At 49.2% G+C, this 21858-nt stretch carries 17 protein-coding genes; 7 read left to right on the plus strand and 10 right to left on the minus strand.

Features of this window, described 5'->3' with window-relative positions:
- Nucleotides 1-14 precede the first annotated feature (14 nt).
- A complete protein-coding gene (locus NX720_RS13990; RefSeq protein WP_262595424.1) occupies nt 15-2273 on the plus strand; it encodes an ankyrin repeat domain-containing protein in 2259 nt (752 codons plus the stop codon).
- Nucleotides 2274-2429: 156 nt separating this feature from the next.
- Complete coding sequence (locus tag NX720_RS13995; protein WP_262595425.1) at nt 2430-3701, plus strand: hypothetical protein; 1272 nt, start codon at nt 2430-2432, stop codon at nt 3699-3701.
- Between the two features lie 33 nt (nt 3702-3734).
- On the opposite strand, the gene NX720_RS14000 is transcribed toward NX720_RS13995, so the two are convergent.
- On the minus strand, nt 3735-3998 hold the full coding sequence (locus tag NX720_RS14000; RefSeq protein ID WP_262595426.1) for a type II toxin-antitoxin system RelB/DinJ family antitoxin: 264 nt from the start codon (nt 3996-3998) through the stop codon (nt 3735-3737).
- A gap of 185 nt (nt 3999-4183) precedes the next feature.
- Here NX720_RS14000 and NX720_RS14005 point away from each other — a divergent pair, with 185 nt between their 5' ends.
- The gene (locus NX720_RS14005; protein WP_262595427.1) at nt 4184-4810 is read left to right on the plus strand and encodes a hypothetical protein; all 627 of its coding nucleotides are present in this window, start codon (nt 4184-4186) and stop codon (nt 4808-4810) included.
- A gap of 56 nt (nt 4811-4866) precedes the next feature.
- Here NX720_RS14005 and NX720_RS14010 read toward each other — a convergent pair whose 3' ends face one another.
- From NX720_RS14010 to glpA, 4 genes are all read right to left on the minus strand, one after another.
- The gene (locus tag NX720_RS14010; RefSeq protein ID WP_262601580.1) at nt 4867-5628 is read right to left on the minus strand and encodes a DeoR/GlpR family transcriptional regulator; all 762 of its coding nucleotides are present in this window, start codon (nt 5626-5628) and stop codon (nt 4867-4869) included.
- Between the two features lie 98 nt (nt 5629-5726).
- A complete protein-coding gene (glpC, locus tag NX720_RS14015; protein WP_262595428.1) occupies nt 5727-6923 on the minus strand; it encodes an anaerobic glycerol-3-phosphate dehydrogenase subunit GlpC in 1197 nt (398 codons plus the stop codon).
- Entirely contained in the window at nt 6907-8229 is a 1323-nt protein-coding gene (gene glpB, locus NX720_RS14020; RefSeq protein ID WP_262595429.1) for a glycerol-3-phosphate dehydrogenase subunit GlpB, read from the minus strand. The genes glpC and glpB overlap by 17 nt, the downstream gene beginning before the upstream one ends.
- The gene (glpA, locus tag NX720_RS14025) at nt 8226-9914 is read right to left on the minus strand and encodes an anaerobic glycerol-3-phosphate dehydrogenase subunit A (protein ID WP_262595430.1); all 1689 of its coding nucleotides are present in this window, start codon (nt 9912-9914) and stop codon (nt 8226-8228) included. Before glpA ends, glpB begins: the two co-directional genes overlap by 4 nt.
- A 520-nt stretch (nt 9915-10434) precedes the next feature.
- Here glpA and NX720_RS14030 point away from each other — a divergent pair.
- Nucleotides 10435-11253: an MIP/aquaporin family protein gene (locus tag NX720_RS14030; protein ID WP_262595431.1), complete on the plus strand. Its 819-nt coding sequence runs from the start codon at nt 10435-10437 to the stop codon at nt 11251-11253.
- 54 nt (nt 11254-11307) lie between these two features.
- A complete protein-coding gene (glpK, locus tag NX720_RS14035) occupies nt 11308-12816 on the plus strand; it encodes a glycerol kinase GlpK (protein WP_262595432.1) in 1509 nt (502 codons plus the stop codon).
- A gap of 52 nt (nt 12817-12868) precedes the next feature.
- On the opposite strand, the gene NX720_RS14040 is transcribed toward glpK, so the two are convergent.
- Nucleotides 12869-13351 carry a hypothetical protein gene (locus tag NX720_RS14040; protein ID WP_262595433.1) on the minus strand — a complete coding sequence of 161 codons (483 nt, stop codon included), beginning with the start codon at nt 13349-13351 and terminating at the stop codon, nt 12869-12871.
- A gap of 297 nt (nt 13352-13648) precedes the next feature.
- Here NX720_RS14040 and NX720_RS14045 point away from each other — a divergent pair, with 297 nt between their 5' ends.
- Complete coding sequence (locus tag NX720_RS14045) at nt 13649-13894, plus strand: hypothetical protein (protein WP_262565815.1); 246 nt, start codon at nt 13649-13651, stop codon at nt 13892-13894.
- A 66-nt stretch (nt 13895-13960) separates the two neighbouring features.
- Here NX720_RS14045 and NX720_RS14050 read toward each other — a convergent pair whose 3' ends face one another.
- The 3 genes from NX720_RS14050 to NX720_RS14060 all read right to left on the minus strand — a co-directional run bounded on the left by NX720_RS14050 (nt 13961) and on the right by NX720_RS14060 (nt 16560).
- Nucleotides 13961-14449: a hypothetical protein gene (locus NX720_RS14050; RefSeq protein WP_262595434.1), complete on the minus strand. Its 489-nt coding sequence runs from the start codon at nt 14447-14449 to the stop codon at nt 13961-13963.
- A 111-nt stretch (nt 14450-14560) separates the two neighbouring features.
- Nucleotides 14561-15094, minus strand: coding sequence for a DUF2878 domain-containing protein (locus NX720_RS14055; RefSeq protein WP_262595435.1), 534 nt, complete (start codon nt 15092-15094; stop codon nt 14561-14563).
- Entirely contained in the window at nt 15094-16560 is a 1467-nt protein-coding gene (locus NX720_RS14060) for an aminotransferase-like domain-containing protein (RefSeq protein ID WP_262595436.1), read from the minus strand. Before NX720_RS14060 ends, NX720_RS14055 begins: the two co-directional genes overlap by 1 nt.
- 1724 nt (nt 16561-18284) lie before the next feature.
- Here NX720_RS14060 and NX720_RS14065 point away from each other — a divergent pair.
- Entirely contained in the window at nt 18285-20582 is a 2298-nt protein-coding gene (locus NX720_RS14065) for a hypothetical protein (RefSeq protein ID WP_262595437.1), read from the plus strand.
- A 38-nt stretch (nt 20583-20620) separates the two neighbouring features.
- Here the strand turns inward: NX720_RS14065 and NX720_RS14070 are convergent, their stop codons facing one another.
- Entirely contained in the window at nt 20621-21838 is a 1218-nt protein-coding gene (locus tag NX720_RS14070; RefSeq protein WP_262595438.1) for an EAL domain-containing response regulator, read from the minus strand.
- Nucleotides 21839-21858 lie beyond the last annotated feature (20 nt).

The raw sequence follows: 21858 nt of genomic DNA on the forward strand, positions 1-21858 counted from the left end.
TCGAAGGAGTCGTAATGAAGTTGTGCGCCCTGAAAAAAGATTGTTCTCGTTTATGTTTCTTGTGGCTTTCCCTGCTTATGGTCAGCTTTTCGTACACAGCAGACGTGCGAGCGGGGGGAGCAATCTCTTTTTTTCATTTATTTCCGCTGCATCAGTTAAACGCCTGGTTGCATGGCAAGTGGCAGTTGAATCCGAAACTGGCTAACGAGCCGGATGACGTTTATTACGGTCTGGTGCCGGGTTTGAATAGTTTATCGGAACCTTTGTCTGATTTTGGCCAGGGGCAGGGCGTGAAGATAACAAGAAGGGTTTTTGACCAGCAATCGCGATCTCAGGAAAAGGTGTTGAAAGCGAATCAGTTGGCATCCTCGATGACGAGAGTTCCTGTCCGCCAGCCTTTGGATAATCCGAGGATTCAGGATGTTTATTTTAAACAGGTTAAAGGTCATTCCAGGGAAGAGGAAAAGGCGTTTCAGCAAAATATTGAGAGCATCCGTTCTGGCGGATATGAGGCAAGCCCTCGGGGCAATCAGGACGATGTTTTTCTATGGCCTGAAATGCCTGCCCGGGGCATGGTATTTGACGGACTTATACACCAGCTGGCGGGCGGTAATGGCGGAGCCAGTAGCAGCGGTGGTCAGCGGCAGGAAGCAGGGGAGGGCACTCAGGGCGGTTCGGTGGACGCGCGCGGCCATTCGAACAAAGACAGGAAAAAAGGTAAGAGGGAACATGACCCTTTGTCAGAAAATAATCAGGAACAACTTAATAATCAGCTTATTTCAACAGCCCGGCAGGGCAAACTTGCAGAAGTCCGGCGCTTATTAAAAGCCGGGGCTAACCCCAGTGCTCAAAACACGGGTGGTTACACACCGCTCCATGTGGCTGTCGAAGGCCGATATCTGAAGATAGTCCGAGAGCTTTTAAAGTATGGGGCTGATCCGGACATAACGGTGAATGAGGGGGGCGGGCAGGCAAGAGCTGTTGATCTGGCTTTTTGTGGAATGCGTCCTGACCCCGGGATTATCGAGGTTCTGTTGGAAACCTGCTCGGATTTTCGGTTGTTCCGTACACGGCCTATGGCGTTGTTCGCTATAGGGCGTAATTGGCACAGAATACTCGAAATACTGTTGAGCAAAGGTGTAAAACCTGAGGTTCACCTTTTGAAAAAGGCGGTTAAGCGGGGGGACTGTCGATTGGTCAATATACTCCTGTCAGCCGGAGCCAATCCTGACGGTTTGATCGATCCCGTGTTATCTTTGGAACTACCCGCCGGTTCTGCCCGAGCCCCTATTTTGGAAGCGCTTCTGGCTTCGAGAACGGATGCGCTGCCTGACGACGGTCTTTCAGCTCTGGATAACATTCACCAGTTTCATTGGGCCGTCCTTTCCGGGGACATTGGTTTTATTCAATCCCTGATTGGGGAATATGATGTCGACGGGGTCAATGGCAGCCATCAGACAGCCCTTAACCTGATCTTCTGGCATAACTCCTGCCGTGGTCTGGAGACCGTATCGGAGGACGAGGATATTTACCTGCCAGTGCTCAAGCTTCTTTTGGAAAATGGTGCTGATCCCGATCTCCCGGATGAAGACGGCCGAACGCCTCTTCACGGAGCGGTGGTTCGTTGTAAAACCAGAATGGCTGAGATGCTTATAAAGGCCGGGGCTAACCTGAACCCTGAACAGGGGGAGCATCGTTTAACGCCACTGCAACTGGCTTTCAAGGAAAACTCTCCGTGGATGTATTATGCCAGGGAGTACGCTCAAATGATCGACTTGCTCCTTGACAGTGGCGCCCGGGTAGGCATTTTTGATGAGAATGGGAACTCATTGCTGCAATTGCTATTTTTGGTGTGTTCAGAAAAAAGAAATAAAGAGTATTGCGAGCAGGTCGCTATGGGATTATTCAATGCCGGCGTGGATATTGATAATCGCAACAATAATGGCGAAACGATCAGGGAGTTGTCCTGTTCAAAGCCTTTTCTGGAAAGGCTTGTTGAGCGACTGGATAAAGCAGAGATAAAGAACAGGTTGTTACGGGACTCACTAAAAAATCGGTGCATTTTTATGATCAAGCAACCATTTTTAAATCTCAGTGGGGGAGAAGTGAAGTCTTTGGTGGATAAGTTTCCCATATCAAATAAATTGAAAGAAGATATTTTAACGACAAAAATATATGTCAAAAAAAAGTCTGGCTGTTGCTTGCTTTATTTTGATATGCAGACTGAAAACATTTCTGGAGAGGACGTTGGTCAGGGTGATTTTCCGGATTAAGAATTTGATGAAATATTCAGAACATTGAAAACTATCTTCAGGTTCAAAAAGAACTGGCTGAAATGGAAGCCGGCAGAGAGTTGTTATAAAAATCACTATAAGTATTTTTTTTGTCTATTCTGAAGCCTCTGATGGTTGGAGTAGCGGATAGATACTATGAACAGGCAGCAACTTGAAGTTTTCTTGCGGGAAACCGCCGTTCGCGTTGTTAGGAAGAAAGTTATGGCGAACTGGTATAAGCTTGGTTACATCGTTTTATTGTCAGTTTTATCGTGCCAGGTTAATGCGATTAGTTGGAAAGGTATAGTACAGCGTCTTGTTGGTGCTGGCAGATCTTATTTCTATTTAGCGGTTCATATACCAACGGAAAGTATTAACAGGCCCAACAGGATCACTCATATTCTGGCCAGCTCTACAGATTTCAGCCGCCCTCCTATTTACCCTCGCTTTTCACTTGCAAGTTTGCCTCTCCCACATCTGGGCAGAAATTACTTTCCCCCTATTACACGACAACAATTGGAAGAGATAAAAAATGTTCCAAATGAGGAGTTGCGACAGGCGTGTGAAATCATAAGATTTGATCCCAGCAGGAGTAGTGGTAAAACCGATCGTGTAAAACATGTTATTTCTCAAGGGCAATACAAGACCCACAACTACCGGCAGGTTGACTCTTTGCCGGATATCGCACTGTTGAATTTTATTGAATTACAAAGTATTCCAGGCTATTTCCATTTCCATGACAGCAGCGAACGTTTCTTTGGAAATCCTTCGGAAGGGGGGATGAGCATTGAGCATTATCTGAGAATGCCTGAGAATGACAGGATAGCCCGTTCCTTGAGCTTCACTTACTATCAGTTGCATCAGCATGTGACTGCTACTCATTCAGCAGAGTCAGGACTGCAAGAGCTGATGGAGTCTGACAGCTACACCCTTCATCACTTCTCCGGGTCTGAGCAAAATATCAAAGCTACGGAAGGTGTGCCTTATTATTTCACCTTGTCCGAACATGGCAACGTGAGAATGCTGCGGTCAGAAGAAGTACCACAAATGAATATCATGGTGATTAATGGAGTGCATATACCCATCTGGGATCAGGGTTTCGGCTATTCCATTGCATTGGTCCCTATATCTCTGGCCTCTAAACTTAAATTTGTTACCCCGGATGTAGCAGATGAATATAACTCAGTTATGAAAGAGTCTGGTTATAAAAGGGATGATGGTGCATCAGGTGGTGGAGGAGCTGCTGCTACAGTGGCAGGTCTGTTTGGCTTTACTCAACAGGAGCCTTTCCCTTTTACGAAACCGGAAATGAAACGCCCCGGGGAAATCTTTGCTGATACGCTCAAAGGAGCTGATAATTCTGGTAATGAGCTAAAAGCGGCCATGTTAATACTCATTACATTGTGGTTTCAACAAAAAAGCATTTGATGTGTAAGCCCTCGGGTAGAAGGGATATTCCTTCTACCGTACATCCAGTTTTTTGAACATATCCTCAACACTCTCACACTTGACCAGTCCGATACCTGCATCAATATCATCGAGCACTTTAGCGGTTTCATCATTAGGTATTCGAACAGGGAAAGGCAGGCCGTTACAAAGACCAACCTGTTTGTAGAATAAAGTTATTGCTTCTGTTGTACTGAGTCCCAATTTCCTGAATATCGCTTCGGCGTGCGCTTTTATTTCAGGTTCAATTCTGGCTCTGACTACGGCACTTTTACTCATTTTGTAGACCTCTTTGTGTCTTATTATCCTTCACTATGCAAGAGTGGCCCAATTGGGACACAATACAACCGCAACATAACAGAACGCTCCAGGCAGCCGCTGCAAGTAACGGCGGCAGAACCAGGGAATAACAAGCTGGTTAGTGAATACTCGTCATGGCAATGGTTTACTCAGCATCAGTTCAAATGACATCATTTACGGGGGATTTGGATATGATGGAGTCAGTCAGTCATGAAAGTGCTCAGAGGGCGTTGTTGGTTGGGCGCGGTAATGTGAGTTCAAAAAATGAAGCGGTGTTCAGTACCAGAAAAGTTGTTGTTGGCAGGGATGAAAACCGACATTTCAGCCTTATCGACCAGGTAGACCCAAAAAATGCCAAAGGCGCTTTGAAAAAGTTCGGCAAAATAAAAACAATGGAGCAGATCGGGGTCTTTATAAAAACGTTGTTCAAAACCAAAAGCTTTAAGTACGCCAGTATTGCGGTGAAAAGGTGTCGCCTATCTGCGCTGAATAAAGCGGTAGCTGCATCGGAAACAAGCCTTAAGGCTCGGAAAACAAAGGCCGTTGAAGCTTATAACCACATCAAGGCATCAAATCCAAAAGGGTTCAATGCGCTTGAACAGGAGTCTGAATACATCAAAGGCATGGTTGAGCTGGTGAATAAGCCGGATGCTTATAGCGAGCCAGGCTTTGGCCTGAATGATCTGGGTGAAAATCTTCAGAAGATTGAAACCTATCTTCTGGCCCAAAAAGAACTGGCTGAAATGGAAGCCGCAAGAGAGTTATTAAAGCCTGCATCGAGAGAAGAATGACGGCTCTTTGAGTTTTAAGTGGGTAGAAGGGTTTTTCCTTCTACCGTCGTCGTTTATTAACACACGACTATTTCTGTTTGCCCCTGTTTCAGCTGTTCCAGCAATGGTGCGGGTGGCTGTACGTCGGTAAACAGGGCATCTATATCCCTGATATGCCCCTGCCGGATCATTGCACTTCGGCCAAACTTGCTGTGATCCGCTATTGTGAATACTTTCCGGGCATTTGCCATCATGGCCTGGGCAACACGTACTTCCTGGTAGTCGAAGTCCAGTAGCGTACCGTCCAGGTCAATTCCGCTGATACCTGTGATGGCAAAGTCCATACGAAACTGACCGATAAAATCCCGGGTGGCCTCTCCGATAACGCCCCCGTCCCGATTACGAACCTCGCCACCGGCAACAATGACGGTAAAATCATCCCGTGCCAGCAGAATAGAGGCGACGTGCAGGTTGTTGCTGACCACTTTCAGGTGGTTATGATTCAGAAGTGCCCTGGCGACGGATTCTGTGGAGGTACCAATATCAATAAAAAGAGATGAACCGTCGGGGATGCGTTTGACCAACTCCCTGGCGATGCGATCTTTTTCTGAATTGAGCTGTTGTTTGCGTTCACTGTACTGGGTGTTTTCAGTACTGCTGTTCGGCAGTCCGGCTCCACCATGATGACGACTGATTTGTCCGAGCCGACCCAGCTCATTCAAATCCCGTCGTATGGTTTGTGGGGTCACATTGAAATGGCGAACCAACCCTTCTGTGGTCACAAAGCCTTCCTGCTCGATCAGTTTAATGATCATTGCATGGCGACGGCTTTGTGGCAGTTGTATAGCGGGTCGAGTTATTTTTTCGGCTTCCATAAGCATTCAATACGTGGCAATACAGCGTCATCATACGATTGCCAGGTTCTGGTTTGTCCGGCTCAGGTCAAGGATTGGGCTAAAAGCGTTAACGGATGTAAAACCGTACGGTCCGTGTTCATTTCCACCTGCATTTTGCAGGATTGACAGTCTGTCACCACATAATCCACATCCAGTGCCTCAATCTGGTCAAAAATGCCCTGACCAATGCTCTGGGAGGTGCGGTAGTTTTCTTTTTTGAAACCGTAAGTGCCGGACAGGCCGCAGCACTTCTGATCCAGCATTATCACCTCCAGCCCCGGAATGCTGTTCAGCAGTTCCATGGTGTAAATGACGCCACCGGCTTTAATCAGGTGACACGGGCTGTGATAGGCCACACGCAGAGGCACGGGTTTCATATCCGGCAGATTACCCCGGGCAAACTCACGGGCGATAAAAGCTGCCGCAAAGAAAATCCGGTCTTTCACAGCGCTGTTATCCACCTCCAGCACCTCCGGGTATTCATCACGCAGCGTCATGGCGCAGCTTGGCTCAGTGGCTATGACGCACTCGGTTTTGGTGAGTGAGTGGGCGAACTGGCTCATATTCAGTTCAGCGTTTTTACGGGCCTTGTTGAAGAAGCCATTGGCAATCAAAGGCACGCCACAGCATTTCTCTTTTTTCAGCAGGCTGACACCAATGTTCATGGCATTGAGTACAGCCACCAGGTCTTTACCCACCGTCGGGTCATTGAAGTTGGTAAAACAGCCGTGAAAGAAACTGATTTGCCGCTGGAAGGACGCCTGGGTGCCTGACTGCTTGTTAAACCAGCTGCGGAAAGTCTCGCCAGTGTACTTTGGAAAAGTACGACGCTGGTCAATTCCCAGGGTTTTATCCAGCAGCTTTTTCACCGGTTTCAGTTTCGTCATCGCGTTAACGATGGGGGCGGCCGGTGACGACAGGCTACCCATCAGGTCGGTATGACTGAGCATGAATTCCCGTGGCCCTTTTTTAAAGCCACCATGTCTGGCTTTTGCCAGCTGGATCACCGTACCCACATGGACACCGGAAGGGCAGGCTACTTCACAGCGCTTGCAGTTGGTGCAGTGTTTCAGAGCTTCGTCATACAGCTGTGGATTTTTGATGCGCAGGCGTTCACCATCCGGCCCTGCCTGCTTGGGGCCGGGATAATCCGGATTGGCTTCTGCCACGGGGCAGCGAGTGGTACACACGGTACATTTAAGGCAGTTGTCAAAACTGGTATTAATGAGATTCAACATGGTTGCCTCTTACGTCGCTGTACTGTGCAGTAATCTGCTTAGCTGCAAGCCAGCCGGTACTGATGGCAACGCCACCGGCACTGGCTTCGGCCACCGGATTAAAACCGCCCAGGACCGCCCCGGCACAGTACAGGTTACCGATTACCTGTCCTTCCTGATAAGGATTGAAATGGTCATTGGTCTCAATGCCAAAATAACAGAATGGGTGCTGGCTGCCGTTAAGAAAGTGCTGGTTTGACCAGTGCTGACGCTGACCGGCTGTCACCACGTCCAGATTAAAGGTTTTGTCGGTCAGGCTGGACGGGTTGCTGTCGAGGCCACGGCTGAAGAAGCTTCCGGTTGCCAGCACAAAATGATCAGCCGTCAGGGGCATAGACGGGTTTAGTCGTGTAGTAATTGAGAGCAGCCGATCATTGTCAAAATTCCCTGAGACCACCTCATCACCTTCCAGCAACAAGCCGCCCAGTTGACGATAACGCTGCCTCAGGGCGCTTGCCATACGCATGCCCGGCAGGGACGGAGGCAGGGTTGCAAGTTCACAGAGGCGAAGCCCTGTATGAGCCTCAAGCTGGTGGATCAGCTGGTTGCCATTTTCAACCGCCAGTACCGATGGCAAGACGACAAGGTCAGCGTTTCCCGCTGCCTTGTTAATGGCTGAGGCAAGCGTTGTCAGGCCTTCTGGCCGACTGAACAGGTCGCGCTTAAGCAGGCGGGCTATTTCCAGTGAGCGGAGTTCGTAAACATTTCTGGCGGTGAGGCTTATGGTGTCAGCCCTGATATCTCCTATGGTCAATTCAACACCGGCAAAGTCAGTGTGCTTTTTCAACCCTGCCGCCAGCAGTGCGGGCTGAAAATCCCGGCAGCCAGCAATGTTAATGATGGCGACACGCCGCAGTCCTGCTGCCGGTTCAGCAAGCGACAGGGGCTTGGCGCCTGGCTGGCTCAGCCAGGCAGGGCGCATGGCTCCCAACGCAGTTAAACGACTGTGGTTTTGTTGTCCGTGACAGGACATTTCGATACCGGCTTGCGCCATTTGCCCGGTAAAAAAATTCAGGCTCTGCCTGACCTGATCAGCCCCCAGTTTCCGGTAGGGGTGGCCGTCAGGCAGCTGACTGATGGCTTCAAAGGGATAGTCCACTAATGCGTTGTTCTGGCGAAAGCCCAGAACATCGATGGAACCCGAGGCAAAGGTCAGGGCGCTGTCACCGGCACTGATCAGGGCGGTTTTCAGGCCGGCTTCAGCGCAGCGGATGGCGCTGGTCAGACCGGCGAGGCCACCGCCAATAATAATGCTGTTGTATTTCATACGGACTCCACAGCGGCGATGCTCTTTTGCTCAGTAGACAGTTGCTCAGTACATAGCTGCTCAGATACGGGTGCTGGAATGGATTGCAGCTGGTTATATCCCAGCAGGTTGTCGTATAGCCAGTAACTGAAGTCAGCTTCACACATGGCGTCACCCCAGAGCACCGGGCGAACCCCTTTCCAGCGTTCCTGCAGGAACTCACCAATGCTGTCCAGGGCATTTTCTGAATTATCAGAGTGAGTCATTTCACTGACGATGCCTGCGGCGCGGCAAGAGCACATTTCACCCTGACAAGGGCCCATACCAATACGGGTTCGACGACGAAGGTCAACCAGGTTTTTCGCATTCAGGTTATTTACGGCGTATTCAATTTCACCACGGGTCACCATTTCACACTCACAGATAATGGCGTTCTGCTTTTGGTCGTCAGACAAAAAACTGGCGGCCCGTTCACCGTGACGGTATTTCGCCGAACCGGATACCGGGATGGATACCTTAGGAGCATGAATCTCTGCCTGTTGACCTCTGGCACCGGGCAGGGGTTTTTCTGCGGTTTCGCAGCGACTGGAATTGCCGAGGTTTTTGGCCACGGCGTCGGTGGCCATTTCAGCCATTAGGCGACTGGTCATCAGTTTGCCGCCAGTGATGGTGATCAGGCCGGGCAGGGCGTCAGCTTCCCCGTGATCAACCAGCACAATGCCGCGACTGATATTCCGACCGGATGAGTCGTTACCCAGAGACACCAGTGGGCGTACACCGCAGTAGGCTCGCAGTACCCGGGTTTGCGCCATAATCGGGCAAAGCTTTGTTCCTTCCGTCAGCAGGGTTTCGACTTCGTCTGGATTGACGCGGATATTTTCGATGTCCTGGTAAGGGACTTTTTCCGAAGTGGTGCCAATCAGGGAAATGGTGTCCCCCGGCACCAGAATGTCGGCGTCAGCGGGTTTACGACAGCGGTTAATGACCATGCTGTTAATGCGATAATCGACAATCAGCAGCGAGCCTTTGGCGGGGAACATGCGAATGGACAAGTCGGCGTATTCGGCAATCTGTTGTCCCCAGATACCGGCTGCGTTGACCACCTGTAAAGCGCGGATATCAACAGCTTCGCCGGTTTTAACGTTGATGCAGTGGACGCCACAGACGCGGCCATTGTCAATAATAAGCCCTGTTACCCTGATGTAATTCATAAGACGACCGCCGTATTCCTCCGCATCCAGAATACTGGAGGCGGTCAGACGGAAAGGGTCGATGGTTCCATCCGGTACCCGCACGGCACCGAGCAGCTGAGGGTTGACGTTCGGTTCAATACGCAGGGCTTCCGCCGGTGTCAGGGGTTCGGCACTGATACCGGCGCTGTGACAGGCGCTAATGAATTTGTCCTGAAAAGAGAGTTCGTCTTCAGGCAGAGTGATAAACAGGCCGTCGGTTTCTTCAATGCAGTGACCGGCGATTTTTCTCAGGATTCGGTTCTCTTTAATGCATTCAACCGCAGAGTGCTGGTCGGTTACTGCATAACGCGCACCGGAATGCATCAGGCCATGATTACGGCCCGTGGTACCATTCGCAATATCGTCTTTTTCAACCAGAATGGCACGCATTCCCCGCAGTGCGCAGTCCCGCAGAACTCCGGCGCCTGTTGCGCCGCCGCCAATAATGACGACTTCGGTCTCTATTTGTTTCATTCGGTGACTCTTCTCAGTCAATCCATCAGCTGGTTTTTGCCCGGACTCGTGGTTACTGGCTTAGTCATAATGGCTGTTAAGAAAAGCGATAATGCTTAGCCAGAAAATGTTTCAAAATGTTCGTTTGTGATCGGTGGCGGGCACTATAAACAGGCAGCAGGAATTTAAAAATGATCTGGATCAGTATTCGAATATGTTCGTTTAATATTCTTTTGGTGCTAAGTCGGTTTGTGTTGTTAATATTCGAAATTTTTCCGTGCAAAAAGTAATAGTTTTCGATGATTCGAAAAGAAATCAAATGATGGTTTGTGTTGTTTTGGGCGGTGTTTTGTGAGTTTTTTCCTACGGAAATGCACATTTTTGAAAGTTAATTGATCTGAGTCAACCTGGTACGCTTGATCAGCTTTGTTGCTATTTGTAAGAATTCGTGCCCACTGAGGCCGCTTTAAATAGTTTTTTTAAATTGTTTAAAGTCAGGTCTGAACCAAGAATTTCTTAACCCACGGCGGCGGAAGCGATTATGCGTAAATCATTGTTAGGAGCGTGTCTTGCCGAGTTTATCGGTACAGGCCTGCTGATTTTTTTTGGCGTTGGTTGTGTAGCGGCACTGGTTGTGGCGGGTGTTGACTTTGGTCAGTGGGAAATATCCATTGTCTGGGGTCTGGGCGTTGCCATTGCTATCTATGTGACGGGCGGTATTTCCGGAGCTCATATTAATCCTGCGGTTACTATTGCCCTGGCGACATTCAAAGGCTTTGAGAAGCATAAGGTTCTGCCTTATATCGTTGCTCAGGTGCTGGGCGCTTTCTGTTCCGCCGCACTGGTTTATTTCCTGTACAGCAACCTGTTTGCAGACTACGAGCTGGCTAACGGCATTGTACGTGGTTCAGAGGAAAGTCTGGCCACCGCCGGTATTTTCTCCACTTACGCTCACAGCTCGTTATCCAATGCCCAGGCCTTTGCTGTTGAATTTATGATTACTGCCGTATTGATGGCCGGCATTCTGGCCATTGGCGATGATAATAATGGCGTTGCCAACGGTGCGACGTCTGCCCTGCTCATCGGTATCCTGATTGCCGTTATCGGTTCCTCCTTCGGCCCCCTGACCGGTTTTGCCATGAACCCTGCCCGCGACTTTGGTCCCAAGCTGTTTGCCTTTATGGCTGGCTGGGGTGAGGTGGCCCTGACCGGTGCCCGTGCCAACCCTTATTTCTGGGTTCCGATTATTGCCCCGATTACTGGCGCGCTGTCTGGTGCCTGGGTCTATATCAATCTGCTGGGTAAACAGGTTGAGCCGGCCCAGTGTGCAACCCCTGGCTGTGAAATCAAAACTGCTTAATCCGAAATATGGCTCACAGGCTGAGCAATAAGTGATTAATAAGGAATTTAAATTATGACCACAGAAAAAAAGTACGTTGTTTCTCTGGACCAGGGCACAACCAGCTCCCGTGCCATCATTTTCAACCACGACGGTGACATTGTAGGGACTTCCCAGCGCGAGTTTACCCAGCACTATCCCCAGCCGGGCTGGGTTGAGCACGACCCGATGGAAATCTGGGCGACTCAAAGCTCTGTGTTGACCGAAGTGCTGGCAAAGACGGGTATTCCCTCTGATGAAGTGGCGGCACTGGGCATTACCAACCAGCGTGAGACCACTGTCGTCTGGGACAAGGATACCGGACGGCCGGTTTACAACGCCATTGTCTGGCAGTGCCGTCGTACAACGGATATCTGTGAGCAACTCAGAAAAGAAGGGCTGGAAAGTCATATTCGCGAAACCACCGGTCTGGTACTGGACGCTTACTTCTCCGGCACCAAAGTCAAGTGGATTCTCGATAACGTCGAAGGCGCTCGTGAACGGGCTGAGAAAGGTGAGCTGTTGTTCGGCACCATTGACACCTGGCTAACCTGGAAGCTGACCAATGGTCGTGCCCATGTCACCGATTACACCAACGCTTCCCGTACCATGCTGTTTGACATTAACAAGCTGGACTGGGACGAAACCCTGTTGAAAGCTCTGGATATTCCCCGCAGCATGCTGCCGGAAGTGAAGTCCAGTTCTGAGGTTTATGGGCAGACCAACATTGGTGGTAAAGGGGGTACCCGTATTCCTGTTGCCGGTATGGCCGGTGATCAGCAGGCTGCTCTGTTCGGTCAGATGTGCCATGAAAAAGGCATGGCTAAGAATACCTACGGCACAGGTTGTTTTCTGCTGATGAACACGGGTGAAGAACCGGTTAAATCTGAGAATGGTCTGCTGACGACTATTGCCTTTGGCATTGGCGGCAAGGTTCAGTATGCCCTGGAAGGTTCTGTCTTTATGGGCGGTGCCTCTGTTCAATGGTTGCGTGATGAACTGGGTCTGGTGCGGGATGCGGCTGACACTGAATACTTTGCCAGCAAGGTAAAAGACACCAATGGTGTTTATATGATTCCTGCTTTCGTAGGGCTCGGTGCGCCTTACTGGGATCCTTATGCCCGTGGCTCCATCTTTGGCCTGACCCGTGGTGCTAACCGTAACCACATTGTGCGTGCAACCCTGGAGGCCATTGCCTACCAGTCCCGGGACCTGATTGAGGCCATGCAGCAGGATGCCGGTATTGAAATGAAACAACTGCGTGTTGACGGTGGTGCCGTGGCTAACAACTTCCTGATGCAGTTCCAGTCTGACATCCTGAAAAAAGAAGTGGTTCGTCCAACGGTTACAGAATCCACCGCCGCCGGCTCTGCGTACCTGGCGGGTCTGGCAGTGGGCTTCTGGAAGAATACCGACGAGCTGAAGGATAAAGTGTCCGTTGACCGTACTTATTTCCCTGCCATGGAAGAAGGGCGTCGTGCAAAACTGTACAAAGGCTGGAAGAAAGCGGTTGAGCGCAGCCTGAAATGGGAAGAGCAGGAGTGAAGTCTGACGACAGGTTATTGATAAAATAAACGGGAACCGGGTTGCAGTGGTATCAGTCGCTGCGATCCGGTTTTTTATTGGTCGCTGGATGGTCTTTTCTACACTTGTAACGGGTAAAAAACTCTGCCGCCATTGGCAGACTGAGCCGGAAGGCTTCATCTTCGAAGCTTCGGTCCAGATAGTGTTTTTCAAACTCCGTAGTGTCTATCTCCCCCCTTTCCAGCTGTTTGACGTGTACCAGCTCATGGGCGAGAGTGACCCTCAGCTCACTGTCTTCCAGCCAGTCAGCCAGTGTTATACGATACTGCCCTCTGCCAGTTTGCTGGGCATAGCCCTGAACTCTGTGGTCTTTAACCCGTATGAACTGGTAGTCAACGCGTGCGGTCTCTATGCCGAGTTTTTTTTTGTAGAAAGCTTCCATATCCTTGAACTGACAGCCGAAAGGGTTCAGCTCACGGGCTGGCACCAGTGCTGAAAAAAACAGAAAACATAGAGCTAAATAACCCTGTTCCACTTTGCCTGTCAGCTTCATCAAACGTAATAATCCTGAATCCTGATAACTCAGTGCCATCGACTGAAAAGGGGGAGGCTTTACGGGAATTTGAAAAAGTGACAAAGAATCGTCATTGTAACTTTACAAGGTCAGCTATATAAGTAATTATGATTTTAAATAAAAACTTAAGTTCATTTTAATTTAACCGACAGACACCGGAGGGTATTACCGAACTAGCGTTTTAATTACGCTGGACTATAACTATAAAAAATCGGAAACATACATTTACAATCAGTTTGGAGCAGATGCTCCTGAACCAGTATCCAAGAGGATCGAGCTATGGCACGGAGAACGCCGAAAAAAGCTGCTGCTGGTTTTGATGGTGTCGACATAGGTTTTTTGGGAAGTCGCGACGAACCAGCGGATCAAAGAACAGTAGAGTCTCGCAAAAAGCTTAGAGAGAGCCTCAATTCTCAGATTGAAGCCTTTCTGGCCAAGGGGGGCGAGATAGAAGAAGTACCATCGAACGTTACCGCAGATCCACCCCAGAAGCCCTCCGGCGAATACGGTAACAGACCCATCTGATAGTTTTTATTGAGAGTTTTTATTGATAGTTTTAGCCCGGCTCATTTGAGACCGGGCTTTTTTTATTCACTCTTCCAACTCTTCTTCAGGCACTTCAATTTTATGGGCAAACAGGTGCTTGATATCGGGGTGTTTCAGAATTTTCTGAATCCAGCCTTTGCACCAGGTTTCCGGGTCCATGGCATCCAGAACGGATGTGTATTTCAGGTTGTAATAGGCAATGGGTGTCGGCACGCCATCGGGTGTCAGTGCGCTGAACATCAACCCCGGCATCTTGATTGAGTCTTCAGACACCCAGCGCAGACTGTGAAATGCCATTTCCAGCCTGACAATCCAGCGCTTCTCGCCGTATTGCACAGTAAGGTCAAAGCGAGCCCGGTCAGGCTCCCTTTCTTTCTCCGCCGCAATAAACTCTGTGATTTCAGCATGGGCCGGACGTTTGCGGACGATTAAACCATCAACATCACTGGTTCCGGACTCGAACCATGCTTTAACGTCTACTGCCTTATGTTTAAGTAAAGTACTGATATCTGAAGCATTGGCAGGCGTGCTCATATGCACTTCACCCCTGTTCGTTATTTGTTTTTCCTTAAGTCGAGAGCTTAATTTTTTATTTATAGGCTCATCGCTTGTGACTTTTTATCTCAAACTGCCAGGACATTTCAACTACATATTGCTTCTTTTGTAGCGTTCCAGCCAGACTGTTGAAAATGCCATCAGTACCGGAGCCAAAATTGACCAGACAATCGCCATCAGCACAATAGATAACCAGGCCGGAGACGATAAAGCGACATCGCTGATCTGGTTAATTGAAAAATAGTGAACCAGACCGAAAAGAAAACCAGCCAGTGAGGCACGCCAGTAGTTGCTCTGGCATAACGTCATACCGTGCCGTAACGTCGTTCCTGCCAATGCCCAGACACACGCCATCCACAATGGCAACAGGCGGTTGCTGGTGGAAAACTCAAGCAGATTCAGGTTGCCTGCAAAACTGTCGACAGCAGAGCCCAGCAGCAGAGTAATTAACAAAACCTCTTTCTCTTTTTCCCAGCTGCCCATAAATTTTAAATGAATGAGCACAATGGTGAGGGTTGTTGCAAGCGCTATGGTGCTGCTGGCATTGGTAGGACTGGTTGATAAACAAACGATCCAGCCTGTCACGAACAGAAGGATATTGGTTACGTGTCGTTTGCTGAACATTAAAACACCATTGGACGAATGATATCGATTGACTCAGAGCTCAGTGTCTCTTTAATTCTTTCCAGACCCGTGCGCAGTTTTTCACGGGAGTCGGGCGTGCTGATACAGAGCCGGACCGCCTGAGGTGCAGCCGTACTGCCAACGGCGAACAGCTCCGATGGTAACAGCTTTACCCCTTTATCCTTCATGTGTCGTACAAAAGTTTCAGCTCGCCAGGGCGCTGGCAATCTAAGCCAGGCATGAAAACTATGGGGTTGTGACACCACGTCGAAGCCGGACAGTATTTGTTGCAGTAATTGCTGCCGCTGGCTGATTTCTTCCCGCTGCCAGGCTATCAGTTGCCAGGCTTCTCCGGAATCTATCCATTCTCTGGCTACTTCTGCCATAAGAGGGGGAGTAATCCAGCAGTTGCTTAGTAATGCCATGGCTATTTTATGTTGTAAGTCCACAGGGCTGATGATAAAGCCGACCCGTAAGCCGCCTGCCAGATGCTTGGCAAAACTTGACACATAGATCACCTGTTCGGGAGCCAGACTGTAGAGGGAAGGAAGCCGGTTTTCGGGGGAGATAAACTGAACGTCGTCTTCAATAATGAGCAGGTTGTAACGTTTGGCAATGGCTATTATTTCCTGCCGCCGTTTCAGGGGCATGACCGATGCGGTCGGATTTTGCAGGCTGGGCATCAGGTATAACAGGCGAGGCTGGTGTTGCTGGCAACAGGTTTCCAGTGCTGACGGAATCAGCCCGTCATCATCCATGGGTAAGCCCAGGTGTTTTAACTGCAACTGGCGAGTCGCATTAATAAATCCGGGGTAGGTCAGTTCATCGGATACCACCGTATCGCTATGATGGAGAAGCCCCTGCAACGTCATAACCGTTGCATGTTGCCCGCCAGAAGTGATCAGGATGTTGTCAGCGTCTGCTTCCATGCCGTGGTATCGAAGCCAGCGAACGATAGCCTGGCGATGTCTGGGCAGCCCGTTTTCGGTGTGGTAATCCAGAAGCTCAGACAGTGATGATCTGCTTTGTGCCAGTGTTGACAGAGTTTCCGCCAGAACCTGCTCTCTGCGGGCAGGAACCGTCAGGCTCAGGGTTAAGTCAATGATATCGTCTTCTGTTTTCTTATTGACCGGAATACTGAAGTCGCGGCTCTCCCAGGTTTTGCCAAGTACAAATGTTCCACTACCGACCCTGGCAACCACAAGGCGTCTTCGCTCAGCTTCTGCATAGCCTCTGGTAATAGTCCCAATAGTGACGCCAAGTTGATCGGCCAGTGCCCGGTGAGTGGGTAAACGTTCACCGTTATTGAGTTCGCCCTCTGTAATCGCTATTTCAATAGCATCGGCCAGAGCCTTGTATTTTGGCCCTGAAAAACGGCTGAGACTGGGTTGCCATTCTTTGTCAGTATGGCTGTTTAATGTTTCATGATGACACGGTTCAATGAATGGTTGTTCGGCCTGACTCATTTATTATTCCAGCTTTTAATCATAAGGCTTGCCAGTATTGTATGTGTTCAATGCCCAACATTGTAGGTGTGAAATAGTCGATATGAAATAGAGTTTCCGGCGGTCAATGAACTTTGTAATGGTGACAATAAAGTCATTGAACGAATAATCGGTGGTTATAAGCAACGTTTAGATAGGAAATAATAATTGTCTGGGGACAATAACGGATCATCCACGATGGCAACAGACGGTTGCTGGTGGAAACCTCAAGGTGGCTGAGACAACAGCCTACTCGACAGACAGATAAGCCTCTGGAGAAATACTCAAGCGTCACCGTTGCTGGACTAACTACGAGAAACAAATCAGGAAAACACAACCGTTTTCTGGCTTCTACCGCCGATGCGCTGGGACACAGCGTATGTGTAAAGAGTTCCCCTGTCGTGGTTCGGCAACCTGTACGACAGCGAGAGGCTATGTTATTTGACATAGTGGGTCGCACGTAATTCCCGATTAGAAGCCTCCACTAGAATCGGCTTGCCGATTTAGGGGCGCAGCATTCAATAACTTACCGGGCTGTTGGCTTTTGGCTATTAGCTGCTCATACAGCCAACCGCCAACCGCCAACCGCCAAAAGCCAAAAGCCAAAAGCCAAAAGCCAACAGCGGTATATTATGTTCTGCTGCTTCCCTTAGTGGAGGGAGTGTGTCACCAGACTTATTTTTCTCATGCTTTGTAACATGCTGTGCTACTTTTACACACTGTTTCAGCCCGGACTTTTTATTCCGTTTTGCCACTTTATTTTTTTATGTGAGAAAACCGTGAAATGGTTCTACTCAGCTGTATTGGTAATCTTGTTCTGGCAAAATGCAAATGGGTATCAAAGTTATGGAATAAACGACTTTGGAAGTACGTCATTGTTGCTGTTGAATCGGGACGGGCCGCATATTGCCTTCCACACAAAGAACCTTCACAAATCGTCAGACCCTGAAATTAACCAGCAAGCCAGACCATTTATTGACTCCGCAGTTTACCAGCTGACGGCTCTTGGCGTGCTCCCGGAATCTCTTCTTTTGTTTTTGTTTCAACCGTCTTTTTCAGGTGAAAAAGGCGGTCGTCATAAATTGGCTTTTTGTATTACCCCAACCCCGGCTTCTAAAGGCAGCCTATGGGCTGTTTCTGAAGGCCAGACTCGCTCCCTGGGCTGTAAGCCGCTATCTGCCAGTAGCAACCAGCAACTCTGTCAAGTGGCACTTGACTTGAGCCGGGAACACCAGGTGGTTGCTTTATCTGGTGTCCAGTTCGATCCTGACTGTACCCGGAAAGTGCTTGATAATGAGTCCAGAGAGTCTTTTTTTCCCATAAAAAAGATGGCGGTGATAAATTATTCCCGCCACCCCGAACCAAAGGTGCCTGATCACACGGGGCAGCTAATTCCAGCGGGAGGCGGGCAGCAAAAGCGGTTGCTTTCCGGTGGCGGTGGTGGCGGAGGCTGGGACGATTTCTTTGATCAGGACAAGAGAAGGCCGCCCTGGGTACTGACACTGTTCCCGAAATCTCCGGTGACTATCTCGGTCATGCCTCCGGAGTTCCCTTTTGGTGATGACGGCCAGACAGACTTCCCGGGCGGGTCGGTGAGCAGCCATCAGAATTCAGTTTTGATTTATTTGGAAGTGGGTGGGTCAGAGCGCAAGCTGGCGTTATCTCTCGATGAGTGGGCGCTGCTGGTAGAGCAGGGTGTTGCCCGTTTGCCTGAAGTATTGCACCAGGTTATAGCCAGAATGCTCCGTTATAAAGATCAAAGGAAGCAGCTTCTGGCTGAGCTGAACTGGTTTATGGACAAGGAAACCGGTCAGCCTCCCTCTCTTGTTGCCCGTATTCTTAACGAGCTGGAAGAGCTCCCCCCCGACGAACTGTTACTGAAAAGATCCCTTGCAGAGCAACTTGTGCCCGCCTACGAAGCCTATTTGCGGCAAGAGGCCGGGTGGGTTGTGGAAAAGGAGCAACCCGGGAATTCCGGGTGGACTTACTTTAGCGTGCTAAAACAGCTGGCAGGCTTGTTATCCCGGAGAAATGCCAGAGAAAAAGTATTGAATATACTCTGGGGCAGTGAGGGCAGGCGGTTAACCATGCTTCCTGTAGGAGCGATGAGCACAGTGCGCATGGCCGCGTTGCTGAGCGCCCAGATCCGCGAGATCAGCCAGCGCATAATGGTTTACCTGGCTCCGGAGCCTGTTGTTGATGGAGCCGATACGAACGAATCACTTATTGCCCATGAGGCACTGGTCAGACAGGCCGCCGGGGGAGGCGAAGAGGGTCAGCCCACTGCTTCCGGAGGGGGGCAGATTACTTCCGTGAGCTTGTCCTCAGCGTCCGCGAGCGGTAGTTCCGGAGCTGAGCGGCGAGGGTCAGGTGGTCAGGGCGGTAGAGGAGAAGACCGCAATGATGACGACAGGGATAACCAGGCTTCAGGATCAAACCAGGGTTCGGTGATTAGCGGACTGACCTGCGATGAATGCCAGCATGAATTGACGGAAGCGGATTTTCAGAACCTGGCCAGTAAAGGGCAATCCGGTCCAGCGATTTGTTTGAGATGTGAAAACGCAAAAGAGTTATCCACCTCCCCGGCGCAGGATTCGGTTTATTTAGACTTAGATGGTACGGTTGAGGATGAGTGTTCTTCCGGCAATCTTAAGGTTGATAGTCCGACTCCCCGGCGCTCTTTAATTCGCTCTTTTTTCCGGCGCTCCAATTGGGTAGATCGAAGGGAAATCATTCGAGCCATTGAATCCACTTTATTAGATAATACATCATCATATCGTTGTTCGTTTCTTTTAGACAGAGCGATGAAAAAAAATATCAGAATCAACTTACCCCTGCTTAAAAAAATTCCGGTGCAAATACCAACTCAAAGTGGCGTAGTTACTGAGGAAAATATTGTTAAGTGGTTTATTAGTGGTTTCGATGGTAAGTGGCTAATGGCTAAAGCAGCGGCTGATGATGTATATAAAGTCTTGACACAGCGGCTTATTGGTCATGGTGTGAAGGTTAATTTTAAATATAATCGTCTTTCACCTCTGCATATAGCGCTTAAAAATTTGCCAAAGGCAAAAGAAAGCGCCCTCTTGTTATTAGATTCTGGTGCTGACGTGAATACTAAAATTAAAGAACCGATTCATGTTGAACGTTGGTATCACTATGATTCAGACACTCGAATTGTTTTAAGCAAATACTTTGGGGAGGAGCCTAGACTTTACCCGGTTGTTAGGGATGAATACGATAATTCATATTATCTACTTACACACTCTCTGGCGCTGGTAACAAAGAAGAGTGATTATCAGATTCTGGAGAAAATGTTAGAATCCAACCTGAATTTAGATGTGAATTTGAGTCGTCCTTTTTATAACACCTGTTTGAAGGGTGACTATCAGTCATTCTTGTTATTGAAAGATGCGGCAGGTAAACAGGCCCTGGCTAGAATAAAGAAATCCGAAAACAAGCATTCGTTGTTTTTTATTCTTTGTAGCAAAGTAATCGAGTCCAAAAAGGATTCTCCTGATTTTATTAAAGCGATAGCGGATTTTCTTGAATTCAATCTTGTTGAATCTCATAGGAGGTCTGACTTGTCCATGCTAGCTAACTCATTATATGGAGAATTTCATGATCAGTGGGAGTTGACCCATAAAGCCTGTTCTTTTGGTGCATTAAATATTCTTGTTTTTTTGCTTGAACATGAATATTTCAGGGACAATATTAATGAACGGCTCGAAGGTAAAACGGCGTTGGATTGTGCGGTAGCGCATGGGAAAACAGCGTGCGCCGAGGCGATAGAGAAAAACTGTGGAGTTCGGAGTCTGGGGAGGATAACAAGCACTGCCAGCTCAAGTAAAAAGACAAGCAGTTATTTGGATGGTGGTTCCTCTAAAGACGCTTTTGTTCCTAGTTTCTTTGGAGGCGTTATTTTTGGTGATTTTTCTGGAGGCGGTTGTAGCGGCGGTTTCTCTGACGGCGGTTGTGGTTTCTCTGACGGCGGTTGTGGTTTCTGACAGCTGTACCTGTGGTTTGTTTTTCGATTGAATTCTGTTCAGCTGGAGGCAGGAGGAAGGGGTAGTTTTTCTGTCCACTGCCGTTCCCATTCTGGCAGGTCTTCAGCAGCCATGGGTTTGCCAATCAGGAAGCCCTGGGCCATATCACAGTGTAACTGGCTGAGAAGATGCCACTCCGCAAGGGTTTCTACACCTTCTGCGACGGTTTCCATGCTGAGGGTATGAGCCAGATTGATATTGGCTTCAATAATGGCCTTGCGGGTTTTATCAAGATTGGCGCTTTGCACAAATGAGCGGTCAATCTTGAGTTCTGAGAACGGAATTCGGTTTAGTTGCTGCATACTGGAGTAGCCTGTACCAAAATCGTCGATAGACAGTGAAAAGCCTTTCATCTTTAGACGGGCCAGGGTTTCAAGTGCTCTGGCAGCATTTTCAATCAACGTACTTTCCGTTATCTCCAGTGTCAGAAGTTCCGGTTCAATAGTTAACGCCCTGGTTTTTTTATAGAGCTCATCGGGCAACTGGGTGTCAGTCAGAACAACCGGAGACATGTTGACGGCAATAGCAATGGCTTTGTTGTTATCAAGGTTGTTACGCAGCTGTTTCAGAGCCTGATCAATAAGGCGTTGGGTGAGTTCATGGATTAAGCCGGTGCTTTCCATCAATGGAATGAAATGAGCAGGACCGACCAGACCCATGTCCGGGTGAGACCATCGACACAGCGCTTCCAGGGCCACCAGGCGACCACTTTGAACCAGAACCTTGGGCTGGTAGTGGAGAATAAACTGGTTATCATCCAGCGCTTCCTGCAAATTCTCTTTAGTGAAGTGCAGGCTGCTAACCGGATGCGCTGCGCTGTCCGGAGCCGAATAGAGCATCAGTAATTCCCGGATACGATCTCTGGAGAGAGGCTTTGACAGTGTGCCCAGTACCCGCAACCCATGCTCCTGTGCCATGTCTTCAACGGTTCTGATCAGTGATGGCTCCAGGGCGCTGGCGACAATAACGGCCCGGACGAACCCCTCATTGGCCAGGTGGCGAATAAACTGAACGCCGTCCATTTCCGGCATATCCAAATCGCAGATAACGATATCGATGGGCTGTGAGCTTGCCAGCTGTCTGAGTGCATCGTTGCCATTATTGGCAAGTCTGAGGTTTTCAACGCCCAGTCCTTTCAGTGCCTGTTCTGCAACAACACGTTGAAACTGGTGATCTTCGACCACCATTATGCTCAGGTCAGCCAGGTTTATCGTCATGATTCAGAAGTGCCTGTAAG

Origin of the sequence: Endozoicomonas euniceicola (assembly GCF_025562755.1) — a bacterium.
Taxonomy (GTDB): Bacteria; Pseudomonadota; Gammaproteobacteria; order Pseudomonadales; family Endozoicomonadaceae; genus Endozoicomonas_A; species Endozoicomonas_A euniceicola.

What these genes read in the sequence shown, in the direction of transcription:
- NX720_RS13990 (WP_262595424.1), top strand. Translation starts at nt 15, where the DNA reads ATGAAGTTGTGCGCCCTGAAAAAAGATTGTTCTCGTTTATGTTTCTTG.
- NX720_RS13995 (WP_262595425.1), top strand. Translation starts at nt 2,430, where the DNA reads ATGAACAGGCAGCAACTTGAAGTTTTCTTGCGGGAAACCGCCGTTCGC.
- NX720_RS14000 (WP_262595426.1), bottom strand. Translation starts at nt 3,998, where the DNA reads ATGAGTAAAAGTGCCGTAGTCAGAGCCAGAATTGAACCTGAAATAAAA.
- NX720_RS14005 (WP_262595427.1), top strand. Translation starts at nt 4,184, where the DNA reads ATGACATCATTTACGGGGGATTTGGATATGATGGAGTCAGTCAGTCAT.
- glpC (WP_262595428.1), bottom strand. Translation starts at nt 6,923, where the DNA reads ATGTTGAATCTCATTAATACCAGTTTTGACAACTGCCTTAAATGTACC.
- glpB (WP_262595429.1), bottom strand. Translation starts at nt 8,229, where the DNA reads ATGAAATACAACAGCATTATTATTGGCGGTGGCCTCGCCGGTCTGACC.
- glpA (WP_262595430.1), bottom strand. Translation starts at nt 9,914, where the DNA reads ATGAAACAAATAGAGACCGAAGTCGTCATTATTGGCGGCGGCGCAACA.
- NX720_RS14030 (WP_262595431.1), top strand. Translation starts at nt 10,435, where the DNA reads ATGCGTAAATCATTGTTAGGAGCGTGTCTTGCCGAGTTTATCGGTACA.
- glpK (WP_262595432.1), top strand. Translation starts at nt 11,308, where the DNA reads ATGACCACAGAAAAAAAGTACGTTGTTTCTCTGGACCAGGGCACAACC.
- NX720_RS14045 (WP_262565815.1), top strand. Translation starts at nt 13,649, where the DNA reads ATGGCACGGAGAACGCCGAAAAAAGCTGCTGCTGGTTTTGATGGTGTC.
- NX720_RS14050 (WP_262595434.1), bottom strand. Translation starts at nt 14,449, where the DNA reads ATGAGCACGCCTGCCAATGCTTCAGATATCAGTACTTTACTTAAACAT.
- NX720_RS14055 (WP_262595435.1), bottom strand. Translation starts at nt 15,094, where the DNA reads ATGTTCAGCAAACGACACGTAACCAATATCCTTCTGTTCGTGACAGGC.
- NX720_RS14060 (WP_262595436.1), bottom strand. Translation starts at nt 16,560, where the DNA reads ATGAGTCAGGCCGAACAACCATTCATTGAACCGTGTCATCATGAAACA.
- NX720_RS14070 (WP_262595438.1), bottom strand. Translation starts at nt 21,838, where the DNA reads ATGACGATAAACCTGGCTGACCTGAGCATAATGGTGGTCGAAGATCAC.